Source organism: Erythrobacter sp. EC-HK427 (genome assembly GCF_902498745.1).
GTDB lineage: Bacteria > Pseudomonadota > Alphaproteobacteria > Sphingomonadales > Sphingomonadaceae > Alteraurantiacibacter.
The window spans coordinates 813,971-839,565 of sequence record NZ_LR701479.1 but is presented as its reverse complement, the minus strand read 5'-3'; the positions used below and the strand labels follow the sequence as shown (position 1 = coordinate 839,565).

The following is a 25,595-nucleotide window of genomic DNA, read 5'->3' as shown; positions in this document are numbered from 1 at the left end:
CCAGAATGCGCGCCACACCCGATTTCGATTTCGGCCTGACCGAAGAAGCCCAGATGATCCGCGACAGCGTTGCCCGCTTCGCCGATGAACGCATCGCGCCGCTGGCCGCCGCCATCGATGCGGAAGACCGCTTCCCCATCGAACTCTGGCCCGAAATGGGCGAGTTGGGCTTGCACGGCATGACGGTAAGCGAGGAGGACGGCGGCACCGGCCTCGGCTATCTCGAACACACCATCGCCATCGAGGAAGTGAGCCGCGCGAGCGCCTCGGTCGGCCTTTCCTACGGCGCGCATTCCAACCTTTGCGTCAACCAGATTGCGCGCTGGGGCAATGCGGAGCAGAAAGCGAAATACCTCCCCGGCCTGATTTCGGGCGAGCACGTGGGCAGCTTGGCCATGAGCGAGCCGGACGCGGGCAGCGATGTCGTCAGCATGAAGCTGAAGGCGGACGCGGTGCAGGGCGGATACCTCCTCAACGGCACCAAGTTCTGGATCACCAACGGCCATTATGCGGAGACTCTGGTGGTCTACGCCAAAACCGATCCGGCGGGCGGCTCCAAGGGCATCACCGCCTTCCTGATCGAAAAGGATATGCCGGGCTTTTCCTGCGGGCAGAAGATCGAAAAATTGGGCATGAAAGGCAGCCCCACCAGCGAGCTGGTGTTCGAGGATTGCCATGTTCCGCAAGCAAACGTGCTCGGCGAAGTGGGCAAGGGTGCCGCCGTGCTGATGAGCGGGCTCGATTACGAGCGGGTCGTGCTCTCGGGCGTGCAGCTCGGCATTATGCAGGCGTGTCTCGATTGCGTGATCCCCTATGTGCGCGAGCGCAGCCAGTTTGGCCGCGCCATCGGCAGCTTCCAGCTGATCCAGGCCAAGGTCGCCGATATGTATGTCGCACTGCAATCGGCGCGCGCTTACACCTATGCGGTGGCAAAGGCCTGCGACAAGGGCCAGACGACACGCTTTGATGCGGCAGGCACAATCCTGCTGGCATCGGAAAACGCCTTCCGCGTGGCGGGCGAGGCAATCCAGGCGCTGGGGGGCGCGGGCTACACGACCGACTGGCCGGTGGAGCGCTATTTGCGCGATGCGAAGCTGCTCGATATCGGCGCGGGGACGAACGAGATCCGGCGGATGCTGATCGGGCGGGAATTGATCGGGGCGACGGGGTGAGCACTGACGAAGACTACGTGTATGACGAAGACAGCGGCGAATGGCTCCCCGCGTCCGAACTCGCCGCCAAGCAGGCCGATGCCGAGCGGGTGGAGGTGCGCGATGCGGTGGGCAATGTGCTCGCCGATGGCGATGCGGTGACTTTGATCAAGGACCTAGAGGTCAAGGGCGCAGGCCAGACGCTGAAGCAAGGCACGCTGATCAAATCGATCCGCCTGACCGGCGACGCGCAGGAGATCGATTGCAAATATCCCGGCATCAAAGGCCTGGTGCTGCGCGCCGAGTTTGTGCGGAAGCGGTGAGGGTGGGGCGCGTCGTCGCCATCCCGTCACCCTGAACTTGTTTCAGGGTTGATTTGGGTTATTCGCGATGAGGAAAAAATCCGGCGATGGATGCTGAAACACGTTCAGCATGACGATAGGGCAAATATATGAGCGCACCCGTTCTCACCACCAAACTCGACCGCGAAAGCGCCGATGCCAAGGCCCGCTTTGCCCACAACAAGGCCCTCGCCGAGGCGCTTCGCGCCAAGGTTGCCGAGGCGGCGCTGGGCGGGCCGGAGCAGCATCGGGAGCGGCACGTCAGCAGGGGAAAACTCCTGCCGCGCGAGCGGGTGGAGCGGTTGCTCGATCCCGGCTCGCCATTCCTCGAAATCGGCCAGCTCGCGGCGAACGGGATGTATACGGGCGACGTCAATGGTGCCTCGATGATCGCCGGTATCGGGAGTGTCAGCGGTCGGCAGGTGATGATTGCTTGCAATGATCCGACGGTGAAGGGCGGCTCCTACTACCCGATGACGGTGAAGAAGCATTTGCGCGCGCAGGAGATTGCGCAGGCGAACCGGCTGCCCTGCATTTACCTTGTCGACAGCGGCGGGGCGAACCTGCCGTTCCAGGCCGAAGTCTTCCCTGACCGCGACCATTTCGGACGCATTTTCTACAATCAGGCGCAGATGAGCAGCTTGGGGATTCCGCAGATCGCCTGCGTGATGGGCAGCTGCACCGCGGGCGGCGCCTATGTGCCAGCGATGTCGGACGAGAGCGTGATCGTGCGCGAGCAGGGGACGATCTTCCTTGCCGGCCCGCCGCTGGTCAAAGCCGCGACGGGCGAGGAGATCAGCGCCGAGGATCTGGGCGGCGGCGCGCTCCATGCGAAGAAGTCTGGCGTGGTCGATCACCTGGCGGAGAATGACGAGCACGCGCTGACAATTGTGCGCGACATCGTGTCACATCTCGGACCATCCACAAAAGCTCAAGCAGAATTGAAGGAGCCGCGCGCGCCCAAATTCGATGCCGAAGATCTCTATGCGATCATCCCCGATGATGTGCGCGCGCCCTATGATGTGCACGAAGTGATCGCGCGGCTGGTCGACGCCTCCGAATTCCACGAGTTCAAGCGCGATTACGGCGCCACGCTGGTCTGCGGCTTTGCGCATATCTGGGGGATGCCGGTCGCGATCCTTGCGAACAATGGCGTGCTGTTTTCCGAAAGCGCACAGAAGGGCGCGCATTTTATCGAGCTCGCCTGCCAGCGGCGCATTCCGCTGCTGTTCCTGCAGAACATCTCCGGCTTTATGGTCGGCGGCAAGTACGAGGCGGAAGGCATCGCCAAACACGGCGCGAAACTGGTGACCGCGGTGGCGACGGCGCAAGTGCCCAAACTCACCGTGGTGATCGGCGGCAGCTTCGGCGCGGGCAATTACGGGATGTGCGGGCGGGCCTATTCCCCACGCTTCCTGTGGACATGGCCCAATGCGCGCATCAGCGTGATGGGCGGCGAACAGGCGGCTTCGGTTTTGGCGACGGTGCACCGTGATGCTGATAACTGGACGTCCGAGGAGGCCGAGGCCTTCAAGGCCCCGATCCGCCAGAAATACGAGGACGAAGGCAACCCCTATTACGCCACCGCGCGATTGTGGGATGACGGGGTGATCGATCCGGTGCAGACCCGCGACGTGCTGGGGTTTTCGCTAGCTGCCTGTTTGGAGGCTCCGATACCGGAGACGCCGCGGTTCGGCGTGTTTCGGATGTAAAGGATCCTCCCCGGAACGGGGAGGTGGCAGCCGCAGGCTGACGGAGGGGCCGCAAGGGAAGTCACAGTGAACGACGATCACAACGAAACGCCGCGACCCCTCCACCGCTCTTCGAGCGGTCCCCCTCCCCGTTCCGGGGAGGATCGTGGGCGGTTGAGGCATCGCACGGTTGGAGCGCCGGCGCCTACCGTGAAGCGCGCTCGCTATATGCGAAAGAACATGACCTTGCCCGAAGTGCTGCTCTGGCAGCAAATCAAAGGAAAGAAGCCAAAGTTTCGCAAGCAATATCCCATCGGCGACTACGTGGTCGATTTCGCCTGCACCGCCGCCCGCCTGTTGGTCGAGATCGATGGCAAAGCGCATGACATGGGCGACAATCCGCAGCGCGACATTGCGCGCCAGCAGCTTCTCGAAGCAAAGGGATGGAGCGTGCTGCGCATTCCAGCAAGCGAAGTGCTAGCCGATCCCTCGGCAATTGCAGAAGGCCTCTTGCGAAAAGTCTCTGACCAATGACCAAAGACACACTCTTCATCCTCGACCGCAGCTACACCGATGACGCGGGCCGCGAGCGGTATTGCCGCGATTGTATCGAAGTTGACGGGCTGCTCGCCATGTTCCCCGAACTCGCCGCCAAGCTCCAGATCGTCCGCGTCCCGTGGGCCAAACCGCGCGCCGCCGTTGTCGCGGCACTGGGTGAGGACAATCAGAATTGCCCCGCGCTCGCTTTTGCCGAAGGTGGCTTCGTCAACACGCAGGACGCACTTCTCGAAGCCCTGCACCAACGGCACGGCTTTCCAATCCGCTCATCTTAGGGCAGACAGTCGCGCACAACCCGCATGAGCAAGCCCACACTCCTTTCCCGCATCGTTTGGCGCATCCTGCGCGGGCTCTACCGCTGGAAGGGCTTCAAGCTGAGCGGGGGTGCGCCCGATATTCCGAAATATATCCTGCTCGGCGCGCCGCACACCACCAATTGGGATTTCATCTTCTTTGCCGGAGCGGTGCGCGAGCTCGGCATCAAGCCCAATTTCGTCGGCAAGCACACGCTGTTCAAATGGCCGATGACGCGCTTCATGTTCGACATGGGCGGCATCCCGGTCGACCGGCGGAAAAAGGGCAATTACGTCCAGAACGTGATCGCGGCCATCGGGGAGGAAGAGCACATCGCGCTCGTGGTCGCGCCCGAGGGCAGCCGGACCTCGGACGGGCGCTGGCGCAGCGGGTTTTACCATATCGCCCACGGCGCTGGCATTCCCATCGTCCCTGCTTGGGTGAACCACGCAACCAAGCGCGGCGGGCTGGGCGAGCCGCTGTATACAACCGGCGACTTCCACGCTGATCTGGCCAAGCTGGCGGCTTTCTATCAAGAGCACCGGCCCGATTGCGACCGCTTCGATATGCTGATGAAGCAAGCGCGGGGCGAGGTCGAAGGGCTGGGGCGGCGTGAGGAGCCTGCGCTAGAGCCGGGCGCGTGACGCAGGCGCTGCTGACCAATGCGGCGCTGCTGCTGGGCGCGGCGATCATTTTCTGGCTGATCTCGCTCGCCATTAACAAGGTCAGCTTTGTCGATTCGATTTGGGGCGGGGCGATGGCCGCGCTGGCGCTCACCAGTTTTCTCCAGCTCGGCGAGCGCGGCGCTGCCGCTTGGACGCTACTGCTAATGGCGGGGCTATGGGGCGTGCGGCTGTTTTGGCACCTCTTCCGGCGCTTCCTCAAGCACGGCGAGGACAAGCGTTATGAACGGATGCTCGGCGATGCGCGCGCGCAGGGGCGCTGGGGCATAACTGTGCTGTGGAAGGTCTGGCTGCTGCAATCGGTGCTGCTGTTCACGGTGAGCAGCCCGGCGCAAGTGGGCATTCTGGCGGCAGGCGGGCAGGCGCTTCCTTCGTTTGCTTATGCCGGAATTGCGCTGTGGGCGGTCGGAATGGTCTTCGAGGTCGTCGGCGATTGGCAGCTCGCGCGTTTCAAGGCTGACCCTGCCAATCGGGGCAAGGTGATGACGAGCGGGTTGTGGCGCTACACCCGCCATCCCAATTACTTCGGCGATGCCTGCGTATGGTGGGGGATTGGGCTGGCGGCGATGGCTATTGCGCCCGGCACACTCATCTGGACAGTGCCGGGGCCGGTCTTCCTCACCTTCACGCTCGTCAAATGGTCGGGCGCGGCGCTGACCGAGAAGGGGATGCGCGAGAAATATGGCGAGGAATTTGCCCGCTATGTTGAGCGCACGAGCAGTTTCATTCCGATGCCGCCCAAGGCAGGTTAGCCCTCGCGGTTCAGCGCGTATTTGAGGCTCGCGCCGATCATCAGCCCTGACACCCCCACGATCATCGCCGCCCACAGCCAGTGCGGCAGCAGCAGCGCCTCCTCGATCGCGCCAGTGTCCGATGGCATCATCCGGCCGCCGACAAAGGCGCTTTCGCTGAACAGATAATCCCAATCGCGGAACATACTCATCGCGCCCACCACGCCGAGAAATTGCAGGCTGAACTGCTTAAGCCAATCCGACCCGCGCCATGCGATATAGCCGAGCGCCCCGGCGAGCAGCGGGAGGACGATCCAGCCGGTCACGCTGCGCACCCAGACGAGCACCGACAGCGCCATCACGCCTGCCAGCACCATCAGCGCGGGTTGCCAGTATTTCTCCCGCGCGCTGGCAAGGATTAGCGCGGAACCGGCCATCACCGGCCCGATAGGGCCGCCCGCCGCGATCAGCGCGCTGGGAAGCGCACCGGGCGCACTATAGAAGGCACTCTCGGCATAGCCTGATCCATCGGCGTAAATCACCAGCTGTTCAAATCCGTGGCCCAGCAGCAGCGCGGTGAGCCCGTGGCCCATCTCGTGAAACCAGGTGGTGAGAATTGTGAAGGGGTAGATCAGAAAATTGCCGAACGGCACGCCGGGCAGCACCACCAGCAGCACGGCGGCGATAATCAGCCTGCCGACTTTTTCTTCCTGGCTTCCCGGGCGCACGCGATAGGCTGTCATACCGCGCTATATCGGGGCGGGCGGGGGCAAAGCGCAAGAGCGCAATCGACGGGCGTCATGTAGAAGGCGTCATGCGACGGGCGTCACGCCGCTCTCCTGCTCGCGGTTGGTCCGCAAGATAGACCATCCGGCGAGGAACAGCCCTGCCGCCATCGGCCCGACAACAATCCCTGCCAGCCCCATCGCGGCGATGCCGCCCAGGGTCGAAATCAGGATGATCCAGTCCGGAATCCCGGTATCGCGCCCCACAAGGATCGGGCGCAGCACATTGTCCGCCATGCCGATCACCGCCACGCCCGACACCAGCACCACAATGCCCTGCCAGACATAGCCCATCGCCAGCAGATACGCCGACACCGGCCCCCAGACGATGGCCGGGCCAACCGCGGGCAGCAGCGAGAACAGCGCCGTCAGCAGGCCGAGCAACACGACACTGGGAACGCCCGCAATCCAGTAGGTAATGCCGCCGAGCAATCCCTGCACCAGCCCGACCACAATCGAGCCTTTGATCGTCGCGCGGACAATCGCGAGGAAGCGGTTTGCCAGTTGCTCGGCAATTGCGGGGGCCAGCGGCAGATGCTCAATCACCTGCCGACCGATAGTCTGGCCGTCGCGCAGGAGGAAGTAGACGACATAAAGGCCGAGGCCAAAGGACAGGAAGAAACCCAGCGCGCTCCCCGTGATCGACACCGCCTGGCTGGCGATCATGCCCGAGCTTTCCAGCGCAAGATCCTGCGCCCGTTGCTGCACCATGGCGGCAGAGCCGAAGCCCGAATCGCGAAGCCTTTCACGGATGGCATCGGGCAGCGCGGCGAACACCGTATCGAACCAGGCGACCAGATCGATGCGCCCCTCCTGGAAGGCGTAAACGACCGATGTCGCCTGCTCCACCACCACGCCGCCGATAAACAGGGCGGGAATGATGACCGCGAAGGTGATGACCAGCAGAGTGGCAATCGCGGCGCGGTTCTCCCCGCCCATGCGGGCGAGGAACCATTGATACATCGGCTGGAACATGATCGCCGCCAGCGCCGCCCAAAGCAGCGGAGAGGCGAACGGCCAGGCAATGACGCCGAAGGCCAGCGTGATGCACGCAAGGAAGATGAAATATCCGGTACTGTACACCGGATTGCCAGACCGCGAATCGGCCATGATCGTGCCTCCTGCAAAGGTGGCTCCAATGTGCGGCAAACCCGCTACCCGGCGATAGAGGCCGGGGCGGATTACCCACCGGATTGCGACCAATCCATCAAAGTTCAGGCGAGGTTGGCGCGAAACTGCTCCGCCAGATCGTGCAGATCCTGCACCACGCGGGCAAGGCTGCCGGTATCGAACTGCGATAGCGATGCGGTGACGCAGCGCGCCATCGCGGAATAGAGCGTCAGCAAGCCGTCCGCCAGCGGGCTATCGCGATCGACGCCCAATTGCAGCGCGGCCAGCCCGTTGGCGGCGCGTTGCAAGCTGGAGCGGCGCACCGCCGCCTGATCGCGCGCCTGCGCCCATACCGCGCGCGAAATTGCGGCAGACACGTCCTCAATGCAGAGCAGCACCAGCTCGCCGGGGCGGGAGCCTGCGACCTGCGCTTCGAAGGCGACGCTGCGATAGGCCGAAAAGGGATCCCGCGTGGCGAGCATATCAATTGCCGTTGCGGCCGTTCCACGCCGCGATCTGGTTTTGCAGGAAGCTCAGAGTCGATTGCGAGGCGGTGACATTGCGGTCGGTCGCGGCGAATTGCCGCACCAGCCGTTCGCGCAGAGCCTCCTGCTGCTCGGCAATCTTTTCCAGCCGCTCGTCAATCGTGCCTGCTTGCGCGGTGTAGCGGGTGATGGAGCCGCCGAGCGAGCCGGGATCGGTGCTGCGGCTGACTTCGCGCGCCAGATTGTCGATGGTGGCGAACACGCCGAATAGACCGGTGGTGAACATCGCGCCCGCCGCCGCCGGATTGTTCGCCAGCGTATCGCGCAAGCGGTCGGCATCGAGCCGGAAATTGCCTTCGCGCGTGCGGGCAAGGCCGAGATCGGCCAGCGTTGCCGGTTCGCCCGGCGCAGCATTGGGGATCACGATCTCGGTCGAAAGCGAAGCCAGCTCGCGCTTCAGCGCCCGCGCGCCCGGATCATTGCCCAATTCGCCGCTCAGTGGAGACGCGAGCTCGGCCAAAGCGCCGGTCAGATCGTTGAGCGCGGCGGTGAAATCGCCCATCATCGCGGTGATTGCGCTGTTCTTGTCGTCAAAGCTGATGCGGGTGGGCGCGCCCACATTGGTCTGCGTCAGCGTCAGGCTCAGGCCTTCGGGCAGGCCGGTAACGCTGTTGCTCGCGCTGCTCATCGCGATGGTATCGAAAAGGAACTGCGCGTCCTGCGCTGCGGCGCGCAATTGCCCGCTATCGCCGGCGGGGTTCCAGGCGAGGAAATCGATATTGCCCGCAACAGGCGTTCCGCCCGAGGCCGAGGCACCGCTCGCTTCGATGACGAAACCATTGGCCTCGCCCGTCTCGCCCTTCACCACCAATTGCGCGCCCGATGCGGTCTGCGCGACATAGGCGGTCAGGCCGCTGGCGGAGGCGTTGATCTTCCCCGCCACATCAGCCAGCGTGTCGGTCGCTTCCACGGTGATTGTGGCGGGCGTGCGGCCCGTGTCTTCGGTGAAGCTACCGCCGGCAATGTTGCCGAAGCGGATCGTCAGAGTGCCTTCGCCCACCAGTTCCCCCGAACCGGCATAGGCATTGCCCGCGAGCATTTGCGCCGAGGCGAGTTGCTGCACTTCGAGCGCATAGGAACCGCTCGCGCTGCTGCTGCTGGCGACCTGCACCCGCGCGACGGCCGGATTGGCGAGCGATGCGCTGGGGGAAAGGTCGCCATTGCGGATGCGGTCTCCCAGCGCGCTCGCAAGCTGGGTGATCTGGCTGCGCAGCGTCGATGCTGCCGAAATCCGCGCCTGCAAGGCTTCGCTGCGGCTTTCCAGCTGGCCGATCTGCGCGAGAAAGCGGGTCTCTGCCAGATCGCGCGCCAGCTGCGTCATATCAATGCCGCTGCCGCCACCAAGGCGGCTGACGATCGAGGATGTGGTGCTTGTTTCCATGCCGCATAGAACGGCGCGGGCTTGCGCGGTTTAAGCCCGGAAGGGCTTCCCCTCGGCATCGAAATGCAGCTCTATCGGCACGGTCACACGCGGGCGCGCGGGCCGCTCGCCGCGCTTGAGCGACAGGACGAAAGACAGCACGGCGGCCACCGCCACATACAGCTCGGCGCGGATCACCTGGTGTTCGCGGGTGGTGAAATAGACCGCCCTCGCCAGCGTCGGGTATTCCAGCACCGGCACACGGTTTTCCGCCGCCAGCTCGCGCATCGCCAGCGCCTTCTCGCCGCGTCCTTTGGCGAGCACAAAGGGCGCATCGGCCTGCGCGGGATCATATTGCATGGCGACGGCAAAATGGGTCGGATTGGTCAGGATGAACTGCGCTTCGCTCACCGCCTTGGCCACGCCGCCGCGCGCCATATCGCGCTGCCGCTGGCGGATCGCCGCCTTCTTTTCTGGCGCGCCTTCGGCCTGCTTCTGTTCGTCGCGCAATTCCTGATTGGTCATTTTGAGCTTGGAGAGGCGCAGCACATACTGGATCGGCCAGTCGATCACTGCGATCACCACAAGGCCTGCCGACAGCAGGAAAAGCAGAGTGACAATCGCGTCCCACGCGGCAGAAAGCTGCCCCGTCAATTCGCCGCGCCCCAGCGAGAGGATCGTCAGCAGATTGGCGCTGCCCCAATAATAGGCGATACCGCCGAGAAGCCCCAACTTGGCAAGGCTTTTGCCGAGTTCCACCAGCCCCTGCGGCCCGAGAATGCGTTTCATCCCCGCCAGCGGATCGATGCGCGAGCCCTTGGGTGCCAGATTGCCGATCACCCAGCGCCCGTCCCCCAGCAGCAATTGCGCCGCCATGGTGATGCTGACGGTCAGCAGGCCGAGAGTCAGCACCAGCGGCAGCAGATCGCCGACAAGGCCGGTCAGCATGGCCGAAGGCTGAAAATCCTCCAAGGCGGTGCGATCAAAGCGCAGGCTGCGGATGCCTGCTTCCTGCATCGCTGTGAGCAGCCACATTCCCGCAAGTTTCAGCCACACCGCGCCCGCCAGCACCGCCACGGCGGCCGCCACTTCGCGCGAGCGCAGGACATTACCCTTCTTCGCCGCATCCTGTTTGCGCTTCTCGGTTGGCGCAAATGACTTTTCGCCCGCAGATTGCTCGCTCATGGTCGCACCGCCTCTGCCACCATATCAAGCGCCAGTTCGGCGAGCGCCACGAATTGCTCGGCTAACAGGGGCGTTGCCAGCAGCAGCGCGATGATCCCCGCGAGCACGCCCGCAGGCAGGCCGAGCGCGAAGAGATTGAGCGCGGGCGCGGAGCGGCTGATGACGCCGGTCACCACTTGCACCAGCAGCAGCACCAGGGTGACGGGCAGCGCGATAATCGCGGCAGAGGCGAGGATCTGGCTGGCAAAGCTCGCCACCAGCCAGCCGCGCTCGCCCACATCCCAATCCGCGCCTGGCGGGAACAGCGTGTAGCTTTCCACCACCAGCCGCAACCAGATCAGATGTCCGCCAATCGCCAGAAAGACCAGCGTCAGCATGATGCCGAGAAACTGCCCGATGGCGCCCGACTGGCTGCCGCTTGCAGGGTCAACCGCAGTGGCGATGGCCATGCCCATGCTGCCTGCAATCTGCTCGCCCGCCAGCGAGGGCGCGGCAAAGGCGAGTTGCAGCACGAAGCCGAGGGTCATCCCGATCACCACTTCGCCCAGCAGCGCCACCAGCGTGGGCAGCGCCAGCATATCCTCCGGCACGCGCACCGGCATCCAGTTGAGCATATAGACGCCCAAAGCCGCCGCCAGCACGATGCGCACCTGCACCGGCACCGCGCGGATGCCGAACAGCGGCGCGGCGAGCAGTGCGGCACCAATGCGCACCATCACGAAAAGCAGCGCCCAAAGTTGCTCTCCCATCACGCCAATGCCGAGATCGGGAAAGCTCACAGCCGCGACATCGCCGCAATCTGCGCGAAGATTTCCTCCGCAAAATCGCCTGTGATGGTCATCATGCTCGATCCCATCAGCACCAGCACCACCGCCACCACGGCCAGCTTGGGCACGAAGGTGAGGGTCTGCTCGTTGACCGAAGTTGCCGCTTGAACCACGCCGACCACCAGCCCGATGGCCAGCGCGGCCAGCAAAGGCGGCGCAGCGACCAAAGCGGTCGTCCACAGCATCCGGTCGGCAAGGCCCAGCAGCGAAGCACTATCGTCCATCAGCCCTGTCTCCTCACGCGAAACTCATGGCGAGCGAGCCCATCAGCAGCGCCCAGCCGTCGATCAGGACGAAAAGCAACAGCTTGAAAGGCAGCGAAATAATCGTGGGGGAAAGCATCATCATGCCCAGCGACATGAGCACGCTCGCCACCACCAGATCGATCACCAGAAAGGGCAGAAACAGCATGAAACCGATCTGGAAGGCGGTCTTCAGCTCGCTGGTGACGAAAGCGGGCAACAGGATTGAAAAGGGCACGCCCGCCGGATCGGCAAATTCGCTCTGCCCCGCCATGTCGGCGAACATCGCCAGATCTGTGGTGCGGGTCTGGCGGATCATGAAGCTGTGAAACGCGTCCCCCGCAGCTTCGATCGCCACATCGGCCTCCATCGTGCCTGCGGCATAGGGTTCGATCGCCTGCGTGTTCACCTGCTCCAGCGTAGGGGCCATGATGAACAGCGAAAGGAACAGCGAGAGGCCGATCAGCACCTGGTTGGGTGGCGATTGTTGGAGACCCAAGGCCTGCCGAAGGATCGCCAAGACAATGATAATGCGGGTAAAACTCGTCATCATCAGCACCAGCGCGGGCAGGATGGTGAGCAGGCTCATCAACAGCAGGATTTGCAGCGAGAAGCTGAGCGGCGCTTCCTCGCCATTCGCGCCGTCCAGCGCGCGTTCCAAGGCGCCGCCAATGCCGCTGGCGGGCAGTTCGGGCATCGCAGGCTGCACGCCGGCTGCCATTGCCGCCATCGGCAGGCACAGCAGCGCGAGCGCGATCAGCGCTCCGGACACACCACGAATCATGGCGCAACCTCCTCCAGATACTTCTCGGACGGCGGCGTTTCGGCCTCGGCCAGGCGCACAAGCCCGTTGCGGCTGGCACCGACGAGGATTTCGCGCCCGCGAAACTCGATCACCGCCAGCCGCATTCCCGGCCCGATCATGGTGGTTTCAACGAGCCGTGCGGCGCGCGCGCGCCCTTGCGGCATCGCGCCCGTTTGCACTTTGCGCGCCAGCCACAGGCTGCCCCAGATCAGGCCCGCCAGCAGCGGCAGCAGCAGCAACAGCTTGAGAATGTACCAGACCATCAGCCTGCCTTCGCCAGCTTCTGCTCGCCTTCGAGCGCGACAATGCGCAGCGCGAAACGTCCGCCTTCGGTCACGACTTCGCCCTTGGCGATGCGCTTGCCGTTGACCATCACATCCAGCAATTCATCCACTTGCCGGTCGAGCGGGACGATGGAATCCTCCACCATCGCCAACAGATCACGCAATTGCATGGTGGTGCGGCCCAGTTCTACCGTCACCTTGACCTCGACATCACGGATGAGATCGAGCGCGTGCAGATTGTCAGCCATTATCGGTAGTCCTTCGGTTCCAGTTGATTTGGGTCAGCCGCAAAGCCAGCGCGCCATCGGCGCTGCCGATCTCGCCTTCGGCAAGGCTGCGATGCGCCAGTTTGAGCGTGGCGCGCGAACGGCGCGGGAGCGGAATGAGGTCGCCCGGCTGCAAGGTAGAGATGCGTGAGACGGGCATGGAAATTTCCGCCAGCGGCACGTGCAGTTCGAGCGGGATTTCGGCAAAGGGCGCAGCGCCCGGATGCCGCCGGTCGCCTGCCACCACCGCCTTGTTCCCGCCGCCCTTGCCGAAGCGCAGCAGGCTTTCGGCCTCGCTTTCGCGCAAGGCCAGCAGCAATTCCCAGTCTGCCCCTTCGGGAACGCTGACTGTCAGACAAAGCGTTAGCAGCGGCTGCGCATCGCCCGCCGGAACCAGCTTGCGCAGCACATCCTCGCGCCGGGTGAACGCCTGCGGCTGGCAGGCGAAGACCGCGGTGAAGGCGCGGCCCAGCGCATCGGCGAGGCGGGTCAGCGTCAATGCGGCAGCGGCGGGCAGAGTATCGGGTGCCGGCCCGTCGATCTCGCCTGTGCCGCCAAAGGCCTGGTCGGTCAGCGCGAGGGCGTGGAGCATCGGCATCGAAGCGACGAATTGGCCCCGCCCGGTTTCGCCGATCAGGCAATGGGTGTGCCCCTTGCCCACCTTCTTGTGCAGGCTGGCTGCCGAAATCGTCTGGACGGCGGATAGCGCCACCTGATGATCGGTGCTGCCCAGCAAGGCCGCAATCTCTCCCGCAATCGCCAGCCGCAACCGTGCAGCCGCCTCCGCCAGCTCCGCCGCCGGATCGGGCGCATCGGGCGTTGCACCGCCGGTCAGCGCGCCCGAATGGCACGCGAGCGGGCGCTCCGCGACAAGGAAAGCGTCCTGCTTCACTGGACGAGGAAAGTCTGGAAGTGGATGGTCTCGACACCGCCAAAACCCTCATGCTCTTCCAGCACGCGGTTGACAGCGGCGGTGAGGCGTTGCTGCAGGCGTTCCTTGCCTTCGACGGTGTAGACATCGTCTTCCACCGTATTGGCCAGCTCCACCAGAATGGCCGAGCGGATCGCCAGCTCGTGCAATTCGAGCCACTGGATCACCCGCCCGTCATGATAGGTGGACGCCGCCAGCGTCACCTGCACCAGGCCGGGCGAATCCTTCAGGTTGGAGGTAAAGCCTTCTTCGAATTCGAAATAGCTGGCGCGATATTCATTGCCGCCTTCGCCATAGGTGACGGGGCCGGTTTCGCTCGCTTCGCCTTCGGGCGCGAAGGGGTCTTCTTCATCCTTGGCGACCAGGCGCGGCACATCCGGCTCGCTTTCGCCGCCGGTATGGATCAGGCCCATCGCAAACGCGCCGTAAGCGCCGCCCGCGCCCAGCGCGAGGACGAAGATCATGAGGATGACGAGTTTCAGCTTGCCGCCTTTCTTCGGCGTATCTTCGGTGTCTGCGGGTTTCTTCTTGCTCACGTTTCAGCTCCTGAAAGCGCAGGGTCAGGCGTACAGCCCGTTGCGGTGTGCGTTTGCGGTTGCGGTTGCGGCGGGGCGCGATGCGGGCGCGTCCTCGCCTGCGTCGCCGGTGTTGGAGTGCGCGTTGTCAGCCACGTTGCTTCGCTGTGCGCCGTTCTCGCCAGTGGACTGGCGCTGCGGGGAAGGGCCGGACTGGCCGTTCGTGGAGGCGTTGCTCGCAGTGTGCTGCTGCTGGCTTTCGGAGCGCGTATCGCTGCGCGTCTGCGTGCTGGCATCGGCGGCGGTGACGCTGCGCTCGACAGCGCGTTCGCCCAGGGCCGAATGCACTGCGCTGGCAAAATCGCCATCGCCATTCATCAGCGCAACCTTGAGCTGGCGCCCGGCGAGCTCGAACTGCATTTGCACATGGCCGAACTCGCGGTGGAGCAGCTGCATCTCGGCGCGCCCGGGCTGTGCTGCCTCGCGCGCGGCGGAGAGCGATTGCACCAGCGTTTCGAAATCATGCGGTGCCTGTACCTGCGTAGGCTGGCTGGCGGGCTTCGCCAGCGGCGCTTCGGATGCGGTAGCCGGTGCCGCGCTGGCGAGCGCAGGCGCGGGCTGCGCAGGCGAAGCAGGGGCGGGCTTGGCGGTGTCGGTTTGCGTATCCTGCTTGGCAAGGGCGGCAGGTACGGGCTGTGGCTCCGCCGTGTCACGGCGCGTCGAGGGGGCAGCCGGTAGCGGCAAAGCGGCGCGCTTTTCGGGGGCCAATTCCGCTTCGGTTTCGACTGAGGGAAGCGCAGCGGGCGCTTCGGTTGCGGTTTTCGCAGCGGGCTGGGCCTTGTTGCCTGCCGCGAGCGCGACGATCACCGGCAACGGCGTGGTAGCGGGCAGCGACTTCGGCGGCGCCTCGCCAGATTGTGCGGGCGCGGGCTTGGCCGGTTCGGCGTCACTGGTGGGCGCGCTCTCCACGGTTTTGGAGCTTCCCGGCAAAACGGCAAGCGGCAATTCCTTGCCGCCGGGCGGCAAAGGCTTGCCGGTTGCGTTGAGCGCAGGTTCCGGGAGCGACGCGGGGGCGCTCGCACCTGCGGGCGCTGCCGGCGCTGTGCCGGGTGTGGTCATCGCTTCGATAACTGGCGGGGCAACCGGAGGCTGGAGCGCGAGAAGTGGCGCAAATCCGCCATTTTCCGGCAGTTTCCCCGTCTCCGCATCCTCTGCAGGGGCAATGCCGGGGGCGGCGGCAGGGGACAGGCCTTTGGCCGCCGTCGGCGTTGCAATGGGTGCTGGCGTCACAGTCTATGTCCGATCCGAATTAACCATGACTTCAGCTTTTCAATTTCCGTGCCAAACGCGCTGCGGGAGCCGCGTCGGCAGCAAATTGCGCATCGGAAATTTGCAGTTGCTGCTGGACGAGCCTGTCGGCGACGCGTTCATGCTTGGCGCGCGCTTCGCCAAGCGCCTGCTGCGCTTGCCGGTGGAATGGCAGCAGGCTGGCGTGCTGGCCTGCGGTTTCCTCGGCAATGCGATTGAGCCCGCTGATAAAGGCCTTCTGCGTCCGCAGATCGGCCCCCGTTTGTGCATCGCGGCGCTGTTGGTAGAGCGCGGCGATATCTCCGCTACGCTGGCGCAAGGCCTGCAATTGCTGGCGGGTCAGCTCGGTCTGCGCCAGATGCCGCGCAGCCTTGTGCGCCTCGACCTCGCGCAGCCGCGCCAGTCGGGCGAGCAGGCGGAGCCTATGCTGCGGCGGTTGCATCGGCCATCAGCACGGCAAGCGCGTCGCAGCTTTCTGCCATGTTCACCGTTTCGTGCAGATCCTGCGCCAGGAAAGCGCGGATCGCACCCTGCATGGCAATCGCCCGGTCAAGCTGCGCATCGCTGCCGGGGCTGTAGGCCCCCATTATCAGCAGATCGCGATTGGCATCATGCGCGGCAATCAGCGCGCGCAATTGGCGGGCGAACGCGCGGTGATCGGGCGCGGCGATATCGTCCATCACGCGCGAGAGCGAGGCGGGAATGTCGATCGCGGGAAACTGTCCGCGCTGGGCAATCTCGCGCGAGAGCACGATATGGCCGTCCAGAATGGCGCGCGCGGTATCGACCACCGGATTGTTGTGATCGTCGCCATCGGCCAGCACGGTATAAATGCCAGTGATCGCGCCGCCGCTGCTTGACGAAATGCCCGCCCGCTCGATCAGCTTGGTGATGACGCCCATGGCCGAGGCGGGATAGCCTCGCAGGGCCGCGCAATCGCCCAGCGCAAAGGCGATCTCGCGCGCCGCATGGGCGACGCGGGTCAAGCTGTCGATCACCAGCATCACGCGCTTCCCTTGCGCGCGGAAATACTCGGCAAGTGCGACGGCGTGCTGCGCGCCGCGCAGGCGGAGATTGGCGGCATGATCGGCGGGCACGGCGACAATCGCGGTGCGCTGGCGGCGCTCCGGATCGTGCAAATGCCGCGCGACGAAATCGGAAACTTCGCGCCCCCGCTCGCCGATCAGGCCGATCACCAGAATATCGGCATCGCTGCCCTGCATCAGCATATCGATGAGCTTGGATTTGCCCACGCCCGAGCCGGCGACAATCCCGATACGCTGGCCCAGCCCCATGGTGAGGCAGGCATTGACCGCACGAATGCCGGTGTCGAAAGGCTCGGCAACCGAACCGCGTTCGAGCGCGGCTTCGCGCTTCCCGCCAAGCGGGCGGAAGGTGCCGCTGCGGATCGCGCCGCCGCCATCGATGGCGTGGCCCGCGCCGTCTATCGCGCGCCCCAGAAAGGCTTCGCCCACCGCCACCATGCCGGGATGGCCTTCGGGCCGCACCAGCGTGCCGGGCTGCAATTGCACCGTATCGCCCAGCATCATCATCAGGCTGTGGCCGCTGCGAAAGCCGATGACTTCGGCGGCGGGCGTATCCGCGCCGGTTTTGCCCACTGCGCGGCAGATGGTGCCGATGGGCGCGTCGAGACCCGTTGCCTCCACCAGTAGGCCGTCACAACTGACAATCCGCCCCAGCCGCACCGGCGCGGCGATACCGGCAAAGCCTGCGCGGCTTTGCGAAAGCGCGGCGAGTTCGGTTGCGAGCTGGCTCAGCACAGGCCCAATGCCTCGCGCAGGCGCGCGCGCCATTCTTCCGGCCCGTCATGCAGTTCGCCATCCGCCGTTTCGCAAATGATGGTGCCGCGTTCGAGGCCCGCATCCGCGCGGCATTGCGCGGGATCGAGCGTGCTGCCTTCGAGCAGCGCCAGATCGTCGGGATGCAGGCGGAAACGGGCATCGCGGTATCCGTCATCGATCATCGCGGCGACGGTATCGCAGCGTTTGGTCAGCCGCTTGGCGTCTTTGGCGAGCGGGCCGAAGGCGGTTTCGCACAGTGCGGCAACCGCTTCGTTGAGGCGGGCGGAGAAGGCCTGACGCGCTTCGTCCTGCAAGCGCAGCGCGGCGAGTGCCAGCGTTTCGCGTTCGGCTTGCTGCGCCGCCATTTCGCCGAGCGCCGCCGCCCGGCCCGCAGCCTCGCCCTCTGCGCGCGCATGGTTCAAAGCGGCGTCGAGGGCGCGTTCCGCAGTGGCGTGCTGCGCCGGATCGGCACCGGCGGCGGTAAACCGGTCAAGCGGCGCAAAGCCTGCTGGCGTTTCGCCCGCAAGCTGTTGCCACGGCGCGGCGGCGAAGCCCGATGGCGACGGGGCAGCGGGTCCGGTTTCATCCGCGAAGGCGGGAAACAGGGCTTCAAACGAACTCGGCATCGTCCGAACCCACGCTCACTTCGCCTGCATCGGCCAATTGCCGCAGCACATTGACCATGCTCTTCTGCGCCGCCTGCACATCCTCGCGCTTCAGCTTGCCGCGCAGCTCGATCTCGTCCTTCACCCCGTCGGCCGCGCGGCTCGACATGGCGGCGAAGAACGGCGTGCGTTCGTCCTCCTCCAGACCTTTCAGCGCATCGACCAGCACTTCGTTTTCGACCTCGCGCAGCAGGCGGCCCATATCCATTGGGCTGAGCGCCAGGATCATTTCGAAAGTGAACAGTTCGGCCTCGATCGCCTTCGCCAACGCCGCATCGCGCTTGCCGATATCGGGGATCACCGATTTGGCCACCGGCCCAGCGGCGCGGTTGATGAGATCGGCGGCATCGCGCGCACCGCCCATGGCGAGTGCACCGCTGCCGAAACGCTTGCTGATCTTGGCGGTGAGGATTTCATCGAGCATGGCAAAGGCCTGCGTCGAAACCTTCCGCAGTCGCGCAATGCGTTCGACCACGCCCGGCTGGATATCCGGCGGAAGCAGCGAAAGGAGCGCCGCGCCCTGCTCGGCTTCCAGCACCAGCAGCAGCACGGCGATCACTTGCGGATGTTCGTCCTGCACCAGCGAAGCGAGCACTTGCGGGGCCAGCCAATGCGCCAGTTCGAGCGAAGGGGCGGTTTGTTCGGGGCAGATTTTCTGCATGATCGAATCCGCCTTCACTTCACCCAGCGCACGCACCATGCGGTTGCGATAGCTTCCGCGCCGGTCACGGCTTTCGAGCGAGGTGCCCTGCGCTTCGCGGATGAATCCGCCAATCGCATCGGTGATCACGCGGCTCTCGACATCGGGCAGGGCGAGCATGGTCTGGCCGATCAATTGCAATTCGCCGGGATCAAGCTGGCCCAGCAGGCTGGCCGCTTCCTCGTCATTCATCAGCATCAGGATGATCGCCGCCTGCTCGGCAGGCGACACGCTATCGCTCGCGCCGATCATGCCCGCTCTCCGCCCGGTGCAGCGAGCATCCGGCGCAAAGCGGTCACCGCGCGTTCGGGTTGCTCGACGGCGAACTGGCGGGCGAGGCGCACCTGCTCCTGCACGTCATCCTCGCTTGCGCCGTCCAGGGTGGCAGACGGCAGCGTGGTGGCACCGGCAACCGGCTCGCCGGTTTCGGCGTCGGTCAGGCTCTCATCCTCGTCACCGGGCGCGTCCTCCTGCCGCTGCGCCGGAGCGGGCAGCGCGCGGGTGATCGGGCGCACGATGAAGAGCAGCGCCAGCAGCAGCACCAGCGCACCCGCGCCATAACGCAGCGCCATCGCGAACCATGGTGCCTCGTAAAAGGGAACCGCGATCTCCTCCACCGGATCGAAGCCGCCGGTAATCACCGTCACCACATCGCCGCGCTCCAGATTGGCGCCAACCGAGGCGGCGACCAATTGCTGCACATCGTCTGCCGTGGCAGGTTCAATGGCTTCCAAGGCTTCGGAACTGATCGCAATGCCGACCGAGAGCCGCCGCACGGTGCCGGGAAGCGAACTGGTGACGGCAACCTCGCGCCCCAGCTCGTATATACGTTGTGAACTGCTCTGGCCGGTGGTTGCGCCCGCCTCGCCCGCCGGCGCAGCCTCGCCATCGGGCGGGCCTTCTTCCAGCCCGGTGGGCGGTGGCGGAGTATTGCTCAGCGCGCCGGGAACGCCGCCCGCAGCCGCCGCATCGCGCTGCGTTGCTTCGGATTCGCTGATCGAGCGCACCGCGCCTTCGCGGTCATAGCTTTCCTCTGCGCGCGTGACTTCGGACATATCGACATCGACCTGCACCTCGCTCGAAAAATTGCCTTCGCCAATCAGCGGGGTGAGCACTTGCGCGATCTGGATGCGCAGCTTTTCCTCATGCTCGCGCTGCAAATCGAGCGCGTCGCCGACATCCGAGCTGGTGTCTGACAGCAGCTGCCCCTGCTGGTCGACCACGCGCACATCGGCGGGCGAAAGACCGGGGACGGAGCCGGAGACGAGGTTCACAATCGCCTGCACCTGATCGGGCGAGAGCGAGCGCCCGCGCGTCAGCCGCAGCATCACCGAGGCGCTGGGCGGATTGTTCTCCCGCACGAAGACCGAGCGTTCGGGCGCGGCCAAGTGGACGCGGGCGCTTTCCACGCCGTTGATTTCTTCGATGGTGCGCACCAGCTCGCGCTCGCGCACAGTGCGCAGCCGCTCGCCTTCCAGTGTGCGGCTGGTGCCGAGTGGCATGGAATCGAGGATTTCGATCGAATTGTCAGGCGAGGCCAGCGCGGTATCCGACGCGACCAGCATCCGCGCGCGGTACAGATCGTCCTCCGCCACGCTCAGCGCGCCGGTCGCAGGATCGATGCTGTAGGTGATAGCAGCGGTTTCCAGCGCGCCGACTACTTCGGCCCGTTCGGCATCGCTGAGACTGGTATAGAGCACGCGCTGCGGCCCTTCGGCGAAAGCCAGATAACCCAGCCCGACCGCGCCGAGCACGCTGCCCGCGACGATGGCTGGCAAAGCCTTGCGGATGCCGGGCTGCGCCAGCAACGCGCCCACTCTCGGCCCCATGGCAGACCATTGTGGGGCAAGGGGTGCACTGATCGCCTGCGGATTGGCGAGGGGAGCAGAGGGAACTGCATCAGCCATCGGTTACACTCCCATCCGCATGATTTCTTGATAGGCGGAAAGCAGTTTGTTGCGCATTTGCAGCGTTGCTTCGAAGGCCACGCCTGATTCCTGCCGCGCCATCATCACTTGCGCGATGTCGGTCACTTCGCCGCGTTCATAGGCGGCGGAGAGTTCGGAAGAGCGCGCTTGTGAGGCATTCACCTGATCGAGCGCGTTTTCCAGCGTTGCCGCAAAGCCGCCGCCCGCAGGCTGCGCGGGTGCGGCGACACCCGAGGCGGGCGCACCGGCCTCGCGCAATTCGCGCAAGGCTGCGGATTGTTCGAGCACTTGCTGACGCAGCGAAAGCACTTGCTGCAATCCGCCCGCGCCATGGCCGGAAACAGGGTTCATCGTGCGCCTCCGGCCATCGCCAATCCGGCATCGCGCATTTCAGCCAGCCGGTAGCGCAAAGTGCGTTCGGAAATGCCCAAAGTGCGCGCGGTCGACTGCCGGTTACCGCCATTGTCCGCCAGCGCCTGCAGAATGGCCTTGGCTTCGGACTGTCGCGCCACTTCTGTAAGACGGCTCTTGCCGATCCTGCCGAGGCGGATTTCTGCTGCCAGCGCCTCTGTGCGGGTGTGTTCGTCGGGGATCGCGCGCACGGCATTGTCGAACAATATGTGCTGCGCGGTAATCTGCTCGTCCGGCCCCGCCATTACCAGCGCGCGGCGGATGACATTCTCCATCTCGCGCACATTGCCCGGCCAGCTATGCCGCTCCAGCTTGGCGAGCGCGCTGCTGTGCAGCCACGGAATGCGCGCGGGATCGGGTGCGTGGCGCAGCAGCATGGCAAAGGCGATGGGGGCGATATCGTCGGTGCGCACCCGCAGCGCTTCCAGTTGCAGCGAAAAGACATTGAGGCGGAAATACAGGTCTTCGCGGAAGCGGCCGTCCTCGATCTCGCGCCGCAGATCGCGATTGGTGCAGGCGATGATGCGGACATCGACAGGGATCGGCTTGGTCGCGCCCAAAGGCACGACTTCGCCTTCCTGCAACACCCGCAGCAGCTTGGCTTGCAGGCCGAGCGGCATTTCGCCCAGTTCGTCGAGCAGCAGCGTGCCTTTGTCGGCGGCGCGAAAGAAGCCCTCGGCTGCCTCGGACGCGCCGGTGAACGCGCCCTTGCGGTGGCCGAACAGCATCGCTTCCAGCATGGATTCGGGAACGGCAGCGCAATTGAGCGCAATGAACGGCCCATCGGCGCGGCTGCTGCGGTTGTGGATGTAGCGGGCGATGACTTCCTTGCCGGTGCCGGTCGGCCCTTCGATCACCACGGGGATTTCGCTCTGCGCGACCCGGTCGGCAAGATGCAGCATGGCGATGGTGCCGCTGTCGGCCGCCACCGGATCGCCGGGCCGCACCGAGGCGGCGATGAGCGCGGCGTGCGCGGCGCGCTCGGTGCGCGGCGAGGTGGCGATGCGCAGCTTGTCTTTGCCAATGGGCAGGATCGCGCCGTGTTCGCAATCATGCAGCTCGATAAGCCGCCGCGCGCCCTTCGCGGGCGGCACCGCATCCTGCGGTGTGACAATGTGGATATCCGCCGCGCCGGGCAGCGATCCGGCCACGCGGGCGGCATAGGCGGTAAGGCCCGGATGGTTTTTCTTCGCCGTGTCACTGATCACAAGACCCGTCATTTTGCCCTCGCTTTAACCTGTTGCAGGGCTTTTCCCCCCGCCACGGCCAAGAAAGGGAAAACTTAAGGCCCCGGAGAACTACCTAGGCCCGCCTCCGGGACGCTTTTTCGGGCACTTAAAGATCGCTGGGAGGCGCCGCTCTTCTTGGTGGCAGCCGCCCGCAACCGCTTGGTTCCGGCGGCGGCTGATCGAAGACTTGTTGTCACCCTTTACAGAGGATCAGGAAACACCATGACCGTCATCAACACCAATATCAGCGCCCTGCGCGCCTCGAACGCCTCCACCATGGCCGACCGTATGCAGTCGGTCGCGATGGAGCGTCTGTCCACCGGCAAGCGCATCAATGGCGCATCGGACGATGCCGCCGGCCTCGCCATTGCCACCACCATGACCGCCGATGTCCGCGCCATGCGCCAGGGCATCCGCAACGCCAATGACGGCATTGCCCTCGCACAGACCGCTGAAGGCGCGCTCGACGAAGTCAGCAACATGCTGCAGCGTGTGCGCGAACTGGCGGTGCAGTCGAAGACGGATACCTACTCCACCAATGACCGTGCCTATATGGATGCCGAAGTCGACGAGCTGCAGGCGCAGATCAGCGACATTCTCGCCAATACCGAGTTCAACGGCGTGACGCTGTTCAGCACCACGGCGGGCACCGATGTAACGGTGACGATCGCCACCGACGCGACCAACACGGTCGATCTCACCAGCGTCGGCATTGACGGCACCAATCTGACCGCCACCGCGCTGGATGTGACGAGCACCACGGCTGCGGCGACGACGATCACCAATGTCGACAATGCGCTCGATGATATCAGCGCCACCCGCGCAACGCTGGGTGCCGGCCAGAACCGTCTGGAATCGGCGATCAACAACCTGACCACGAACTCGACGAACCTTGCTGACGCGCGTTCGCGGATCATGGACACCGACTACACGGCCGAAACGACCGCGCTCGCCAAGGCGCAGATCCTCAGCCAGGCTTCGACCGCGATGCTCGCCCAGGCGAACCAGAGCCAGCAAAACGTGCTGTCGCTGCTGCGGTAAGACCACGTCCCCCAAGGCGATCCGCGTGCCCTCGCGGTCGCAACCTGGGCGGCCCGGAACTTCGGTTCCGGGCCGCTTTGGTGTGTGCTGTGTGCATGGGGGGTGGGGGTGGGGGGTGTGAAGGTGCTACTGGCGTATTGCAAACCGCTGGGTGCGTCCCGGCAAGTGTCTTGTTTTGCTTTGATGCTTGGCTCTGCCAGATCTCTTGCCAACGCGATTGATCGAGTGACCGCGCTTTCTTTGGCAAGCAGGCTAGCCCTTCCCCCTTGGGGAAGGGTTGGGATGGAGGTACGGCGATGCGAGCGGAGCGCGACGGTGCGGAGGCCGCACCCCCACCCCGGCGCCTCCCCACGGGGAGGGGAGGAGGGGCGCTAATCAGCTCGACTGCGCGCTGAATGCCTTTTCGTGTTCGCGATGATGCGGAAGGGCGTGGCCTTGGCCTCACCCGGTCAACTCAATCCAGCAGCAGGATCGAAATCCGGCGGTTGCGGGGATCGACCGGGTCGTCGGCGATCAGCAGTTCGCGGTCGGCGACGCCTTCGATGCGGTCGAAGCGGGCGGCGGGGAGGCCTTGTAGGATCATTTCCTGCCGTGTCGCCTCGGCCCGGCCGGTGGAGAGCGTCCAATTGTTGGTGCTGCGCGCATCGCGCCAGGGCAGCGCGTCGGTATGCCCGCGCACAACCAGCTGGCCGCTCTGTTCGCCCACGGCCTCTGCGACAATGCCCAGCAGCTCGCGCGCTTCGGGCACCAGCACGGTGGAGGAGAGGTGGAACATCGAAAACTCGGCATCATCGACCAGATCGATGCGGATACCTTCGGGCGTGCGGATCACCCGCACTTGCCGCACCAGCCGCCGCATCCGGTCAGCCGCTTCCATGCGCTCGCGGATCGCCTCGGTAATGGCCTGCCGCCGTCGTTCCGCCTCGGGCGCGCCGCCTTCCTGCGCGCCGCCTTCGGTATCGCGCGGAATGGTGATGCTCTGCGTGCCTGTTTGCGTTGCGCCATGCGGGTAATTGTCGGGATCGACCAGCGAGGAGCCGCCCAGCATCCCGTCTGATCCGGCACTTTCCTGCCGGTACTGCACCAGCGTGGGCGTGAAATAGTCGGCCAGCCCCTTGCGCTGGTCTTCGGTCGTCGCACCGAGCAGCCAGAGCAACAGGAAAAACGCCATCATCGCGGTCACGAAATCGGCATAGGCCACTTTCCACGCGCCGCCATGGTGCCCGCCGCCTTCGACGATCACCTTTTTGACGATGATCGGAGCAATCGGTGCGGGCGGCGCGGGCGCTTCCAGCGCTTCTATCGGAACCGGGTTCGTCGCCATTTACTTGCCCCGCAGTGCGTCGAGCAGATCGGTCAGGCTGGGGCGGTGCGCCGGCGGCAGGCCCGAGCGCGCGCTTTCGACCACCAGCGCCTGCGGATAGCCGTGGAGCGAGGCGATCATCACCTGCTTCACCGAATGGAAAATCTGCGCATCATGCGCGATCACTTGCTTCAGACGCGACGCCATTGGCGCGGCAAGACCGTAGGCCAGCAAAACGCCGAGAAAGGTGCCCACCAAAGCCCCGCCGATCATCTTGCCCAGCACTTCGGGCGGTTCGTTGATCGAACCCATGGTTTTGATAACGCCCAGCACGGCAGCAACGATTCCCAGCGCAGGCAGAGCATCGGCCAGCGATTGCAGCGTGTGTGCAGGCTCGTTCATCTCGTGCAGCTGCGTCTTGATGGCATTGTCCATCACATCTTCCACCGCATGGGTGTCGAGCGAGCCGGAGGACACCACGATCAGCGTCAGCGTGTCGGCGATCAGGCCGGTCAGCGCTGTGTCGGCAAGGATATTGGGATATTCGGCGAAAATCGTCGATTCTTGCGGGTTGGTGACATGGCTCTCCAGCGCGACCGGCCCTTCGGTCTTGAGCATCCGCATCAGCTTGCTCGACAGGGCGATGGCGTCGATATGGTCCTGGTCGGAATAGCGCGGGCCTTTGAAAATCGCCTTCACACCGGCGCCGAGCAATTTGATCTCGTGCATCGAATTGCCGATCACCGTCGCGCCGATGGCGGCGCCACCAATGATGATCATTTCAAACGGCAGCGCCGCCATGATCGGGCCAAGCGAACCGCCCGCCAGCAAGAAGCCGCCGAACACCATTACGAGCAGAATGACTATGCCAATTGCGGCGAACATGGTTGCAGGTCCCTATACT

General features: G+C 64.9%; 30 protein-coding genes. 8 read left to right on the top strand and 22 right to left on the bottom strand.

What is annotated here, in order from left to right:
• Nucleotides 1–5 precede the first annotated feature (5 nt).
• From GC121_RS03985 to GC121_RS03955, 7 genes are all read left to right on the top strand, one after another.
• Nucleotides 6–1,172, top strand: a complete 1,167-nt coding sequence (locus GC121_RS03985; RefSeq protein ID WP_151972866.1) for an isovaleryl-CoA dehydrogenase — start codon at nucleotides 6–8, stop codon at nucleotides 1,170–1,172.
• Entirely contained in the window at nucleotides 1,169–1,474 is a 306-nt protein-coding gene (locus GC121_RS03980; RefSeq protein ID WP_151972865.1) for an alkylphosphonate utilization protein, read from the top strand. Before GC121_RS03985 ends, GC121_RS03980 begins: the two co-directional genes overlap by 4 nt.
• A 128-nt stretch (nucleotides 1,475–1,602) precedes the next feature.
• Nucleotides 1,603–3,204, top strand: coding sequence for a carboxyl transferase domain-containing protein (locus tag GC121_RS03975; protein ID WP_151972864.1), 1,602 nt, complete (start codon nucleotides 1,603–1,605; stop codon nucleotides 3,202–3,204).
• 66 nt (nucleotides 3,205–3,270) lie between these two features.
• Entirely contained in the window at nucleotides 3,271–3,717 is a 447-nt protein-coding gene (locus GC121_RS03970; RefSeq protein WP_370513739.1) for an endonuclease domain-containing protein, read from the top strand.
• A complete protein-coding gene (locus GC121_RS03965; RefSeq protein ID WP_151972863.1) occupies nucleotides 3,714–4,016 on the top strand; it encodes a DUF3088 family protein in 303 nt (100 codons plus the stop codon). Before GC121_RS03970 ends, GC121_RS03965 begins: the two co-directional genes overlap by 4 nt.
• 24 nt (nucleotides 4,017–4,040) lie before the next feature.
• Nucleotides 4,041–4,679 (top strand): 1-acyl-sn-glycerol-3-phosphate acyltransferase, encoded by a 639-nt coding sequence (locus tag GC121_RS03960; RefSeq protein ID WP_151972862.1) that lies wholly within the window; start codon nucleotides 4,041–4,043, stop codon nucleotides 4,677–4,679.
• A complete protein-coding gene (locus GC121_RS03955) occupies nucleotides 4,676–5,470 on the top strand; it encodes a DUF1295 domain-containing protein (RefSeq protein WP_151972861.1) in 795 nt (264 codons plus the stop codon). The genes GC121_RS03960 and GC121_RS03955 overlap by 4 nt, the downstream gene beginning before the upstream one ends.
• On the opposite strand, the gene GC121_RS03950 is transcribed toward GC121_RS03955, so the two are convergent.
• The 20 genes from GC121_RS03950 to GC121_RS03855 form a co-directional block, all read right to left on the bottom strand.
• Nucleotides 5,467–6,192: a M50 family metallopeptidase gene (locus GC121_RS03950; protein ID WP_151972860.1), complete on the bottom strand. Its 726-nt coding sequence runs from the start codon at nucleotides 6,190–6,192 to the stop codon at nucleotides 5,467–5,469. The genes GC121_RS03955 and GC121_RS03950 overlap by 4 nt on opposite strands.
• A gap of 69 nt (nucleotides 6,193–6,261) precedes the next feature.
• Nucleotides 6,262–7,344 carry an AI-2E family transporter gene (locus GC121_RS03945; RefSeq protein WP_151972859.1) on the bottom strand — a complete coding sequence of 361 codons (1,083 nt, stop codon included), beginning with the start codon at nucleotides 7,342–7,344 and terminating at the stop codon, nucleotides 6,262–6,264.
• Nucleotides 7,345–7,448: 104 nt separating this feature from the next.
• On the bottom strand, nucleotides 7,449–7,826 hold the full coding sequence (locus tag GC121_RS03940) for a flagellar protein FliS (protein ID WP_151972858.1): 378 nt from the start codon (nucleotides 7,824–7,826) through the stop codon (nucleotides 7,449–7,451).
• A 1-nt stretch (nucleotide 7,827) separates the two neighbouring features.
• Nucleotides 7,828–9,270, bottom strand: coding sequence for a flagellar filament capping protein FliD (gene fliD, locus GC121_RS03935; protein ID WP_151972857.1), 1,443 nt, complete (start codon nucleotides 9,268–9,270; stop codon nucleotides 7,828–7,830).
• A gap of 30 nt (nucleotides 9,271–9,300) precedes the next feature.
• Nucleotides 9,301–10,434, bottom strand: a complete 1,134-nt coding sequence (locus tag GC121_RS03930; protein WP_151972856.1) for a flagellar biosynthesis protein FlhB — start codon at nucleotides 10,432–10,434, stop codon at nucleotides 9,301–9,303.
• Nucleotides 10,431–11,213, bottom strand: coding sequence for a flagellar biosynthetic protein FliR (gene fliR, locus GC121_RS03925; protein WP_234421104.1), 783 nt, complete (start codon nucleotides 11,211–11,213; stop codon nucleotides 10,431–10,433). The genes GC121_RS03930 and fliR overlap by 4 nt, the downstream gene beginning before the upstream one ends.
• Nucleotides 11,210–11,485, bottom strand: a complete 276-nt coding sequence (locus tag GC121_RS03920; RefSeq protein WP_151972855.1) for a flagellar biosynthetic protein FliQ — start codon at nucleotides 11,483–11,485, stop codon at nucleotides 11,210–11,212. Before GC121_RS03920 ends, fliR begins: the two co-directional genes overlap by 4 nt.
• A gap of 13 nt (nucleotides 11,486–11,498) precedes the next feature.
• The gene (gene fliP / locus GC121_RS03915; RefSeq protein ID WP_151972854.1) at nucleotides 11,499–12,287 is read right to left on the bottom strand and encodes a flagellar type III secretion system pore protein FliP; all 789 of its coding nucleotides are present in this window, start codon (nucleotides 12,285–12,287) and stop codon (nucleotides 11,499–11,501) included.
• Nucleotides 12,284–12,571: a flagellar biosynthetic protein FliO gene (locus GC121_RS03910; RefSeq protein ID WP_199857742.1), complete on the bottom strand. Its 288-nt coding sequence runs from the start codon at nucleotides 12,569–12,571 to the stop codon at nucleotides 12,284–12,286. Before GC121_RS03910 ends, fliP begins: the two co-directional genes overlap by 4 nt.
• Nucleotides 12,571–12,840: a flagellar motor switch protein FliN gene (gene fliN, locus GC121_RS03905; RefSeq protein WP_151972852.1), complete on the bottom strand. Its 270-nt coding sequence runs from the start codon at nucleotides 12,838–12,840 to the stop codon at nucleotides 12,571–12,573. The genes GC121_RS03910 and fliN overlap by 1 nt, the downstream gene beginning before the upstream one ends.
• Complete coding sequence (locus GC121_RS03900; RefSeq protein ID WP_151972851.1) at nucleotides 12,833–13,750, bottom strand: FliM/FliN family flagellar motor C-terminal domain-containing protein; 918 nt, start codon at nucleotides 13,748–13,750, stop codon at nucleotides 12,833–12,835. The genes fliN and GC121_RS03900 overlap by 8 nt, the downstream gene beginning before the upstream one ends.
• Nucleotides 13,747–14,325: a flagellar basal body-associated protein FliL gene (fliL, locus tag GC121_RS03895; protein ID WP_234421103.1), complete on the bottom strand. Its 579-nt coding sequence runs from the start codon at nucleotides 14,323–14,325 to the stop codon at nucleotides 13,747–13,749. Before fliL ends, GC121_RS03900 begins: the two co-directional genes overlap by 4 nt.
• Before the next feature lie 24 nt (nucleotides 14,326–14,349).
• A complete protein-coding gene (locus GC121_RS03890) occupies nucleotides 14,350–15,594 on the bottom strand; it encodes a hypothetical protein (RefSeq protein WP_151972850.1) in 1,245 nt (414 codons plus the stop codon).
• Between the two features lie 31 nt (nucleotides 15,595–15,625).
• The gene (locus GC121_RS03885; protein ID WP_151972849.1) at nucleotides 15,626–16,054 is read right to left on the bottom strand and encodes a hypothetical protein; all 429 of its coding nucleotides are present in this window, start codon (nucleotides 16,052–16,054) and stop codon (nucleotides 15,626–15,628) included.
• On the bottom strand, nucleotides 16,035–17,393 hold the full coding sequence (locus tag GC121_RS03880) for a FliI/YscN family ATPase (protein WP_339389948.1): 1,359 nt from the start codon (nucleotides 17,391–17,393) through the stop codon (nucleotides 16,035–16,037). Before GC121_RS03880 ends, GC121_RS03885 begins: the two co-directional genes overlap by 20 nt.
• The gene (locus GC121_RS03875; RefSeq protein WP_151972847.1) at nucleotides 17,387–18,040 is read right to left on the bottom strand and encodes a hypothetical protein; all 654 of its coding nucleotides are present in this window, start codon (nucleotides 18,038–18,040) and stop codon (nucleotides 17,387–17,389) included. The genes GC121_RS03880 and GC121_RS03875 overlap by 7 nt, the downstream gene beginning before the upstream one ends.
• Nucleotides 18,024–19,031 (bottom strand): flagellar motor switch protein FliG, encoded by a 1,008-nt coding sequence (locus tag GC121_RS03870; protein WP_151972846.1) that lies wholly within the window; start codon nucleotides 19,029–19,031, stop codon nucleotides 18,024–18,026. Before GC121_RS03870 ends, GC121_RS03875 begins: the two co-directional genes overlap by 17 nt.
• Nucleotides 19,028–20,686 (bottom strand): flagellar basal-body MS-ring/collar protein FliF, encoded by a 1,659-nt coding sequence (gene fliF, locus GC121_RS03865; RefSeq protein ID WP_151972845.1) that lies wholly within the window; start codon nucleotides 20,684–20,686, stop codon nucleotides 19,028–19,030. The genes GC121_RS03870 and fliF overlap by 4 nt, the downstream gene beginning before the upstream one ends.
• A gap of 3 nt (nucleotides 20,687–20,689) precedes the next feature.
• Nucleotides 20,690–21,058: a flagellar hook-basal body complex protein FliE gene (fliE, locus tag GC121_RS03860; RefSeq protein WP_151972844.1), complete on the bottom strand. Its 369-nt coding sequence runs from the start codon at nucleotides 21,056–21,058 to the stop codon at nucleotides 20,690–20,692.
• Nucleotides 21,055–22,338: a sigma-54-dependent Fis family transcriptional regulator gene (locus GC121_RS03855; RefSeq protein ID WP_151972843.1), complete on the bottom strand. Its 1,284-nt coding sequence runs from the start codon at nucleotides 22,336–22,338 to the stop codon at nucleotides 21,055–21,057. Before GC121_RS03855 ends, fliE begins: the two co-directional genes overlap by 4 nt.
• Nucleotides 22,339–22,569: 231 nt before the next feature.
• Between GC121_RS03855 and GC121_RS03850 the strand changes: the two genes are divergently transcribed.
• Nucleotides 22,570–23,388 (top strand): flagellin, encoded by an 819-nt coding sequence (locus GC121_RS03850; RefSeq protein WP_151972842.1) that lies wholly within the window; start codon nucleotides 22,570–22,572, stop codon nucleotides 23,386–23,388.
• A 454-nt stretch (nucleotides 23,389–23,842) separates the two neighbouring features.
• Here the strand turns inward: GC121_RS03850 and GC121_RS03845 are convergent, their stop codons facing one another.
• Nucleotides 23,843–24,712 carry a flagellar motor protein MotB gene (locus GC121_RS03845; protein WP_151972841.1) on the bottom strand — a complete coding sequence of 290 codons (870 nt, stop codon included), beginning with the start codon at nucleotides 24,710–24,712 and terminating at the stop codon, nucleotides 23,843–23,845.
• Nucleotides 24,713–25,576 (bottom strand): flagellar motor stator protein MotA, encoded by an 864-nt coding sequence (motA, locus tag GC121_RS03840; RefSeq protein WP_151972840.1) that lies wholly within the window; start codon nucleotides 25,574–25,576, stop codon nucleotides 24,713–24,715.
• Nucleotides 25,577–25,595: the final 19 nt, after the last annotated feature.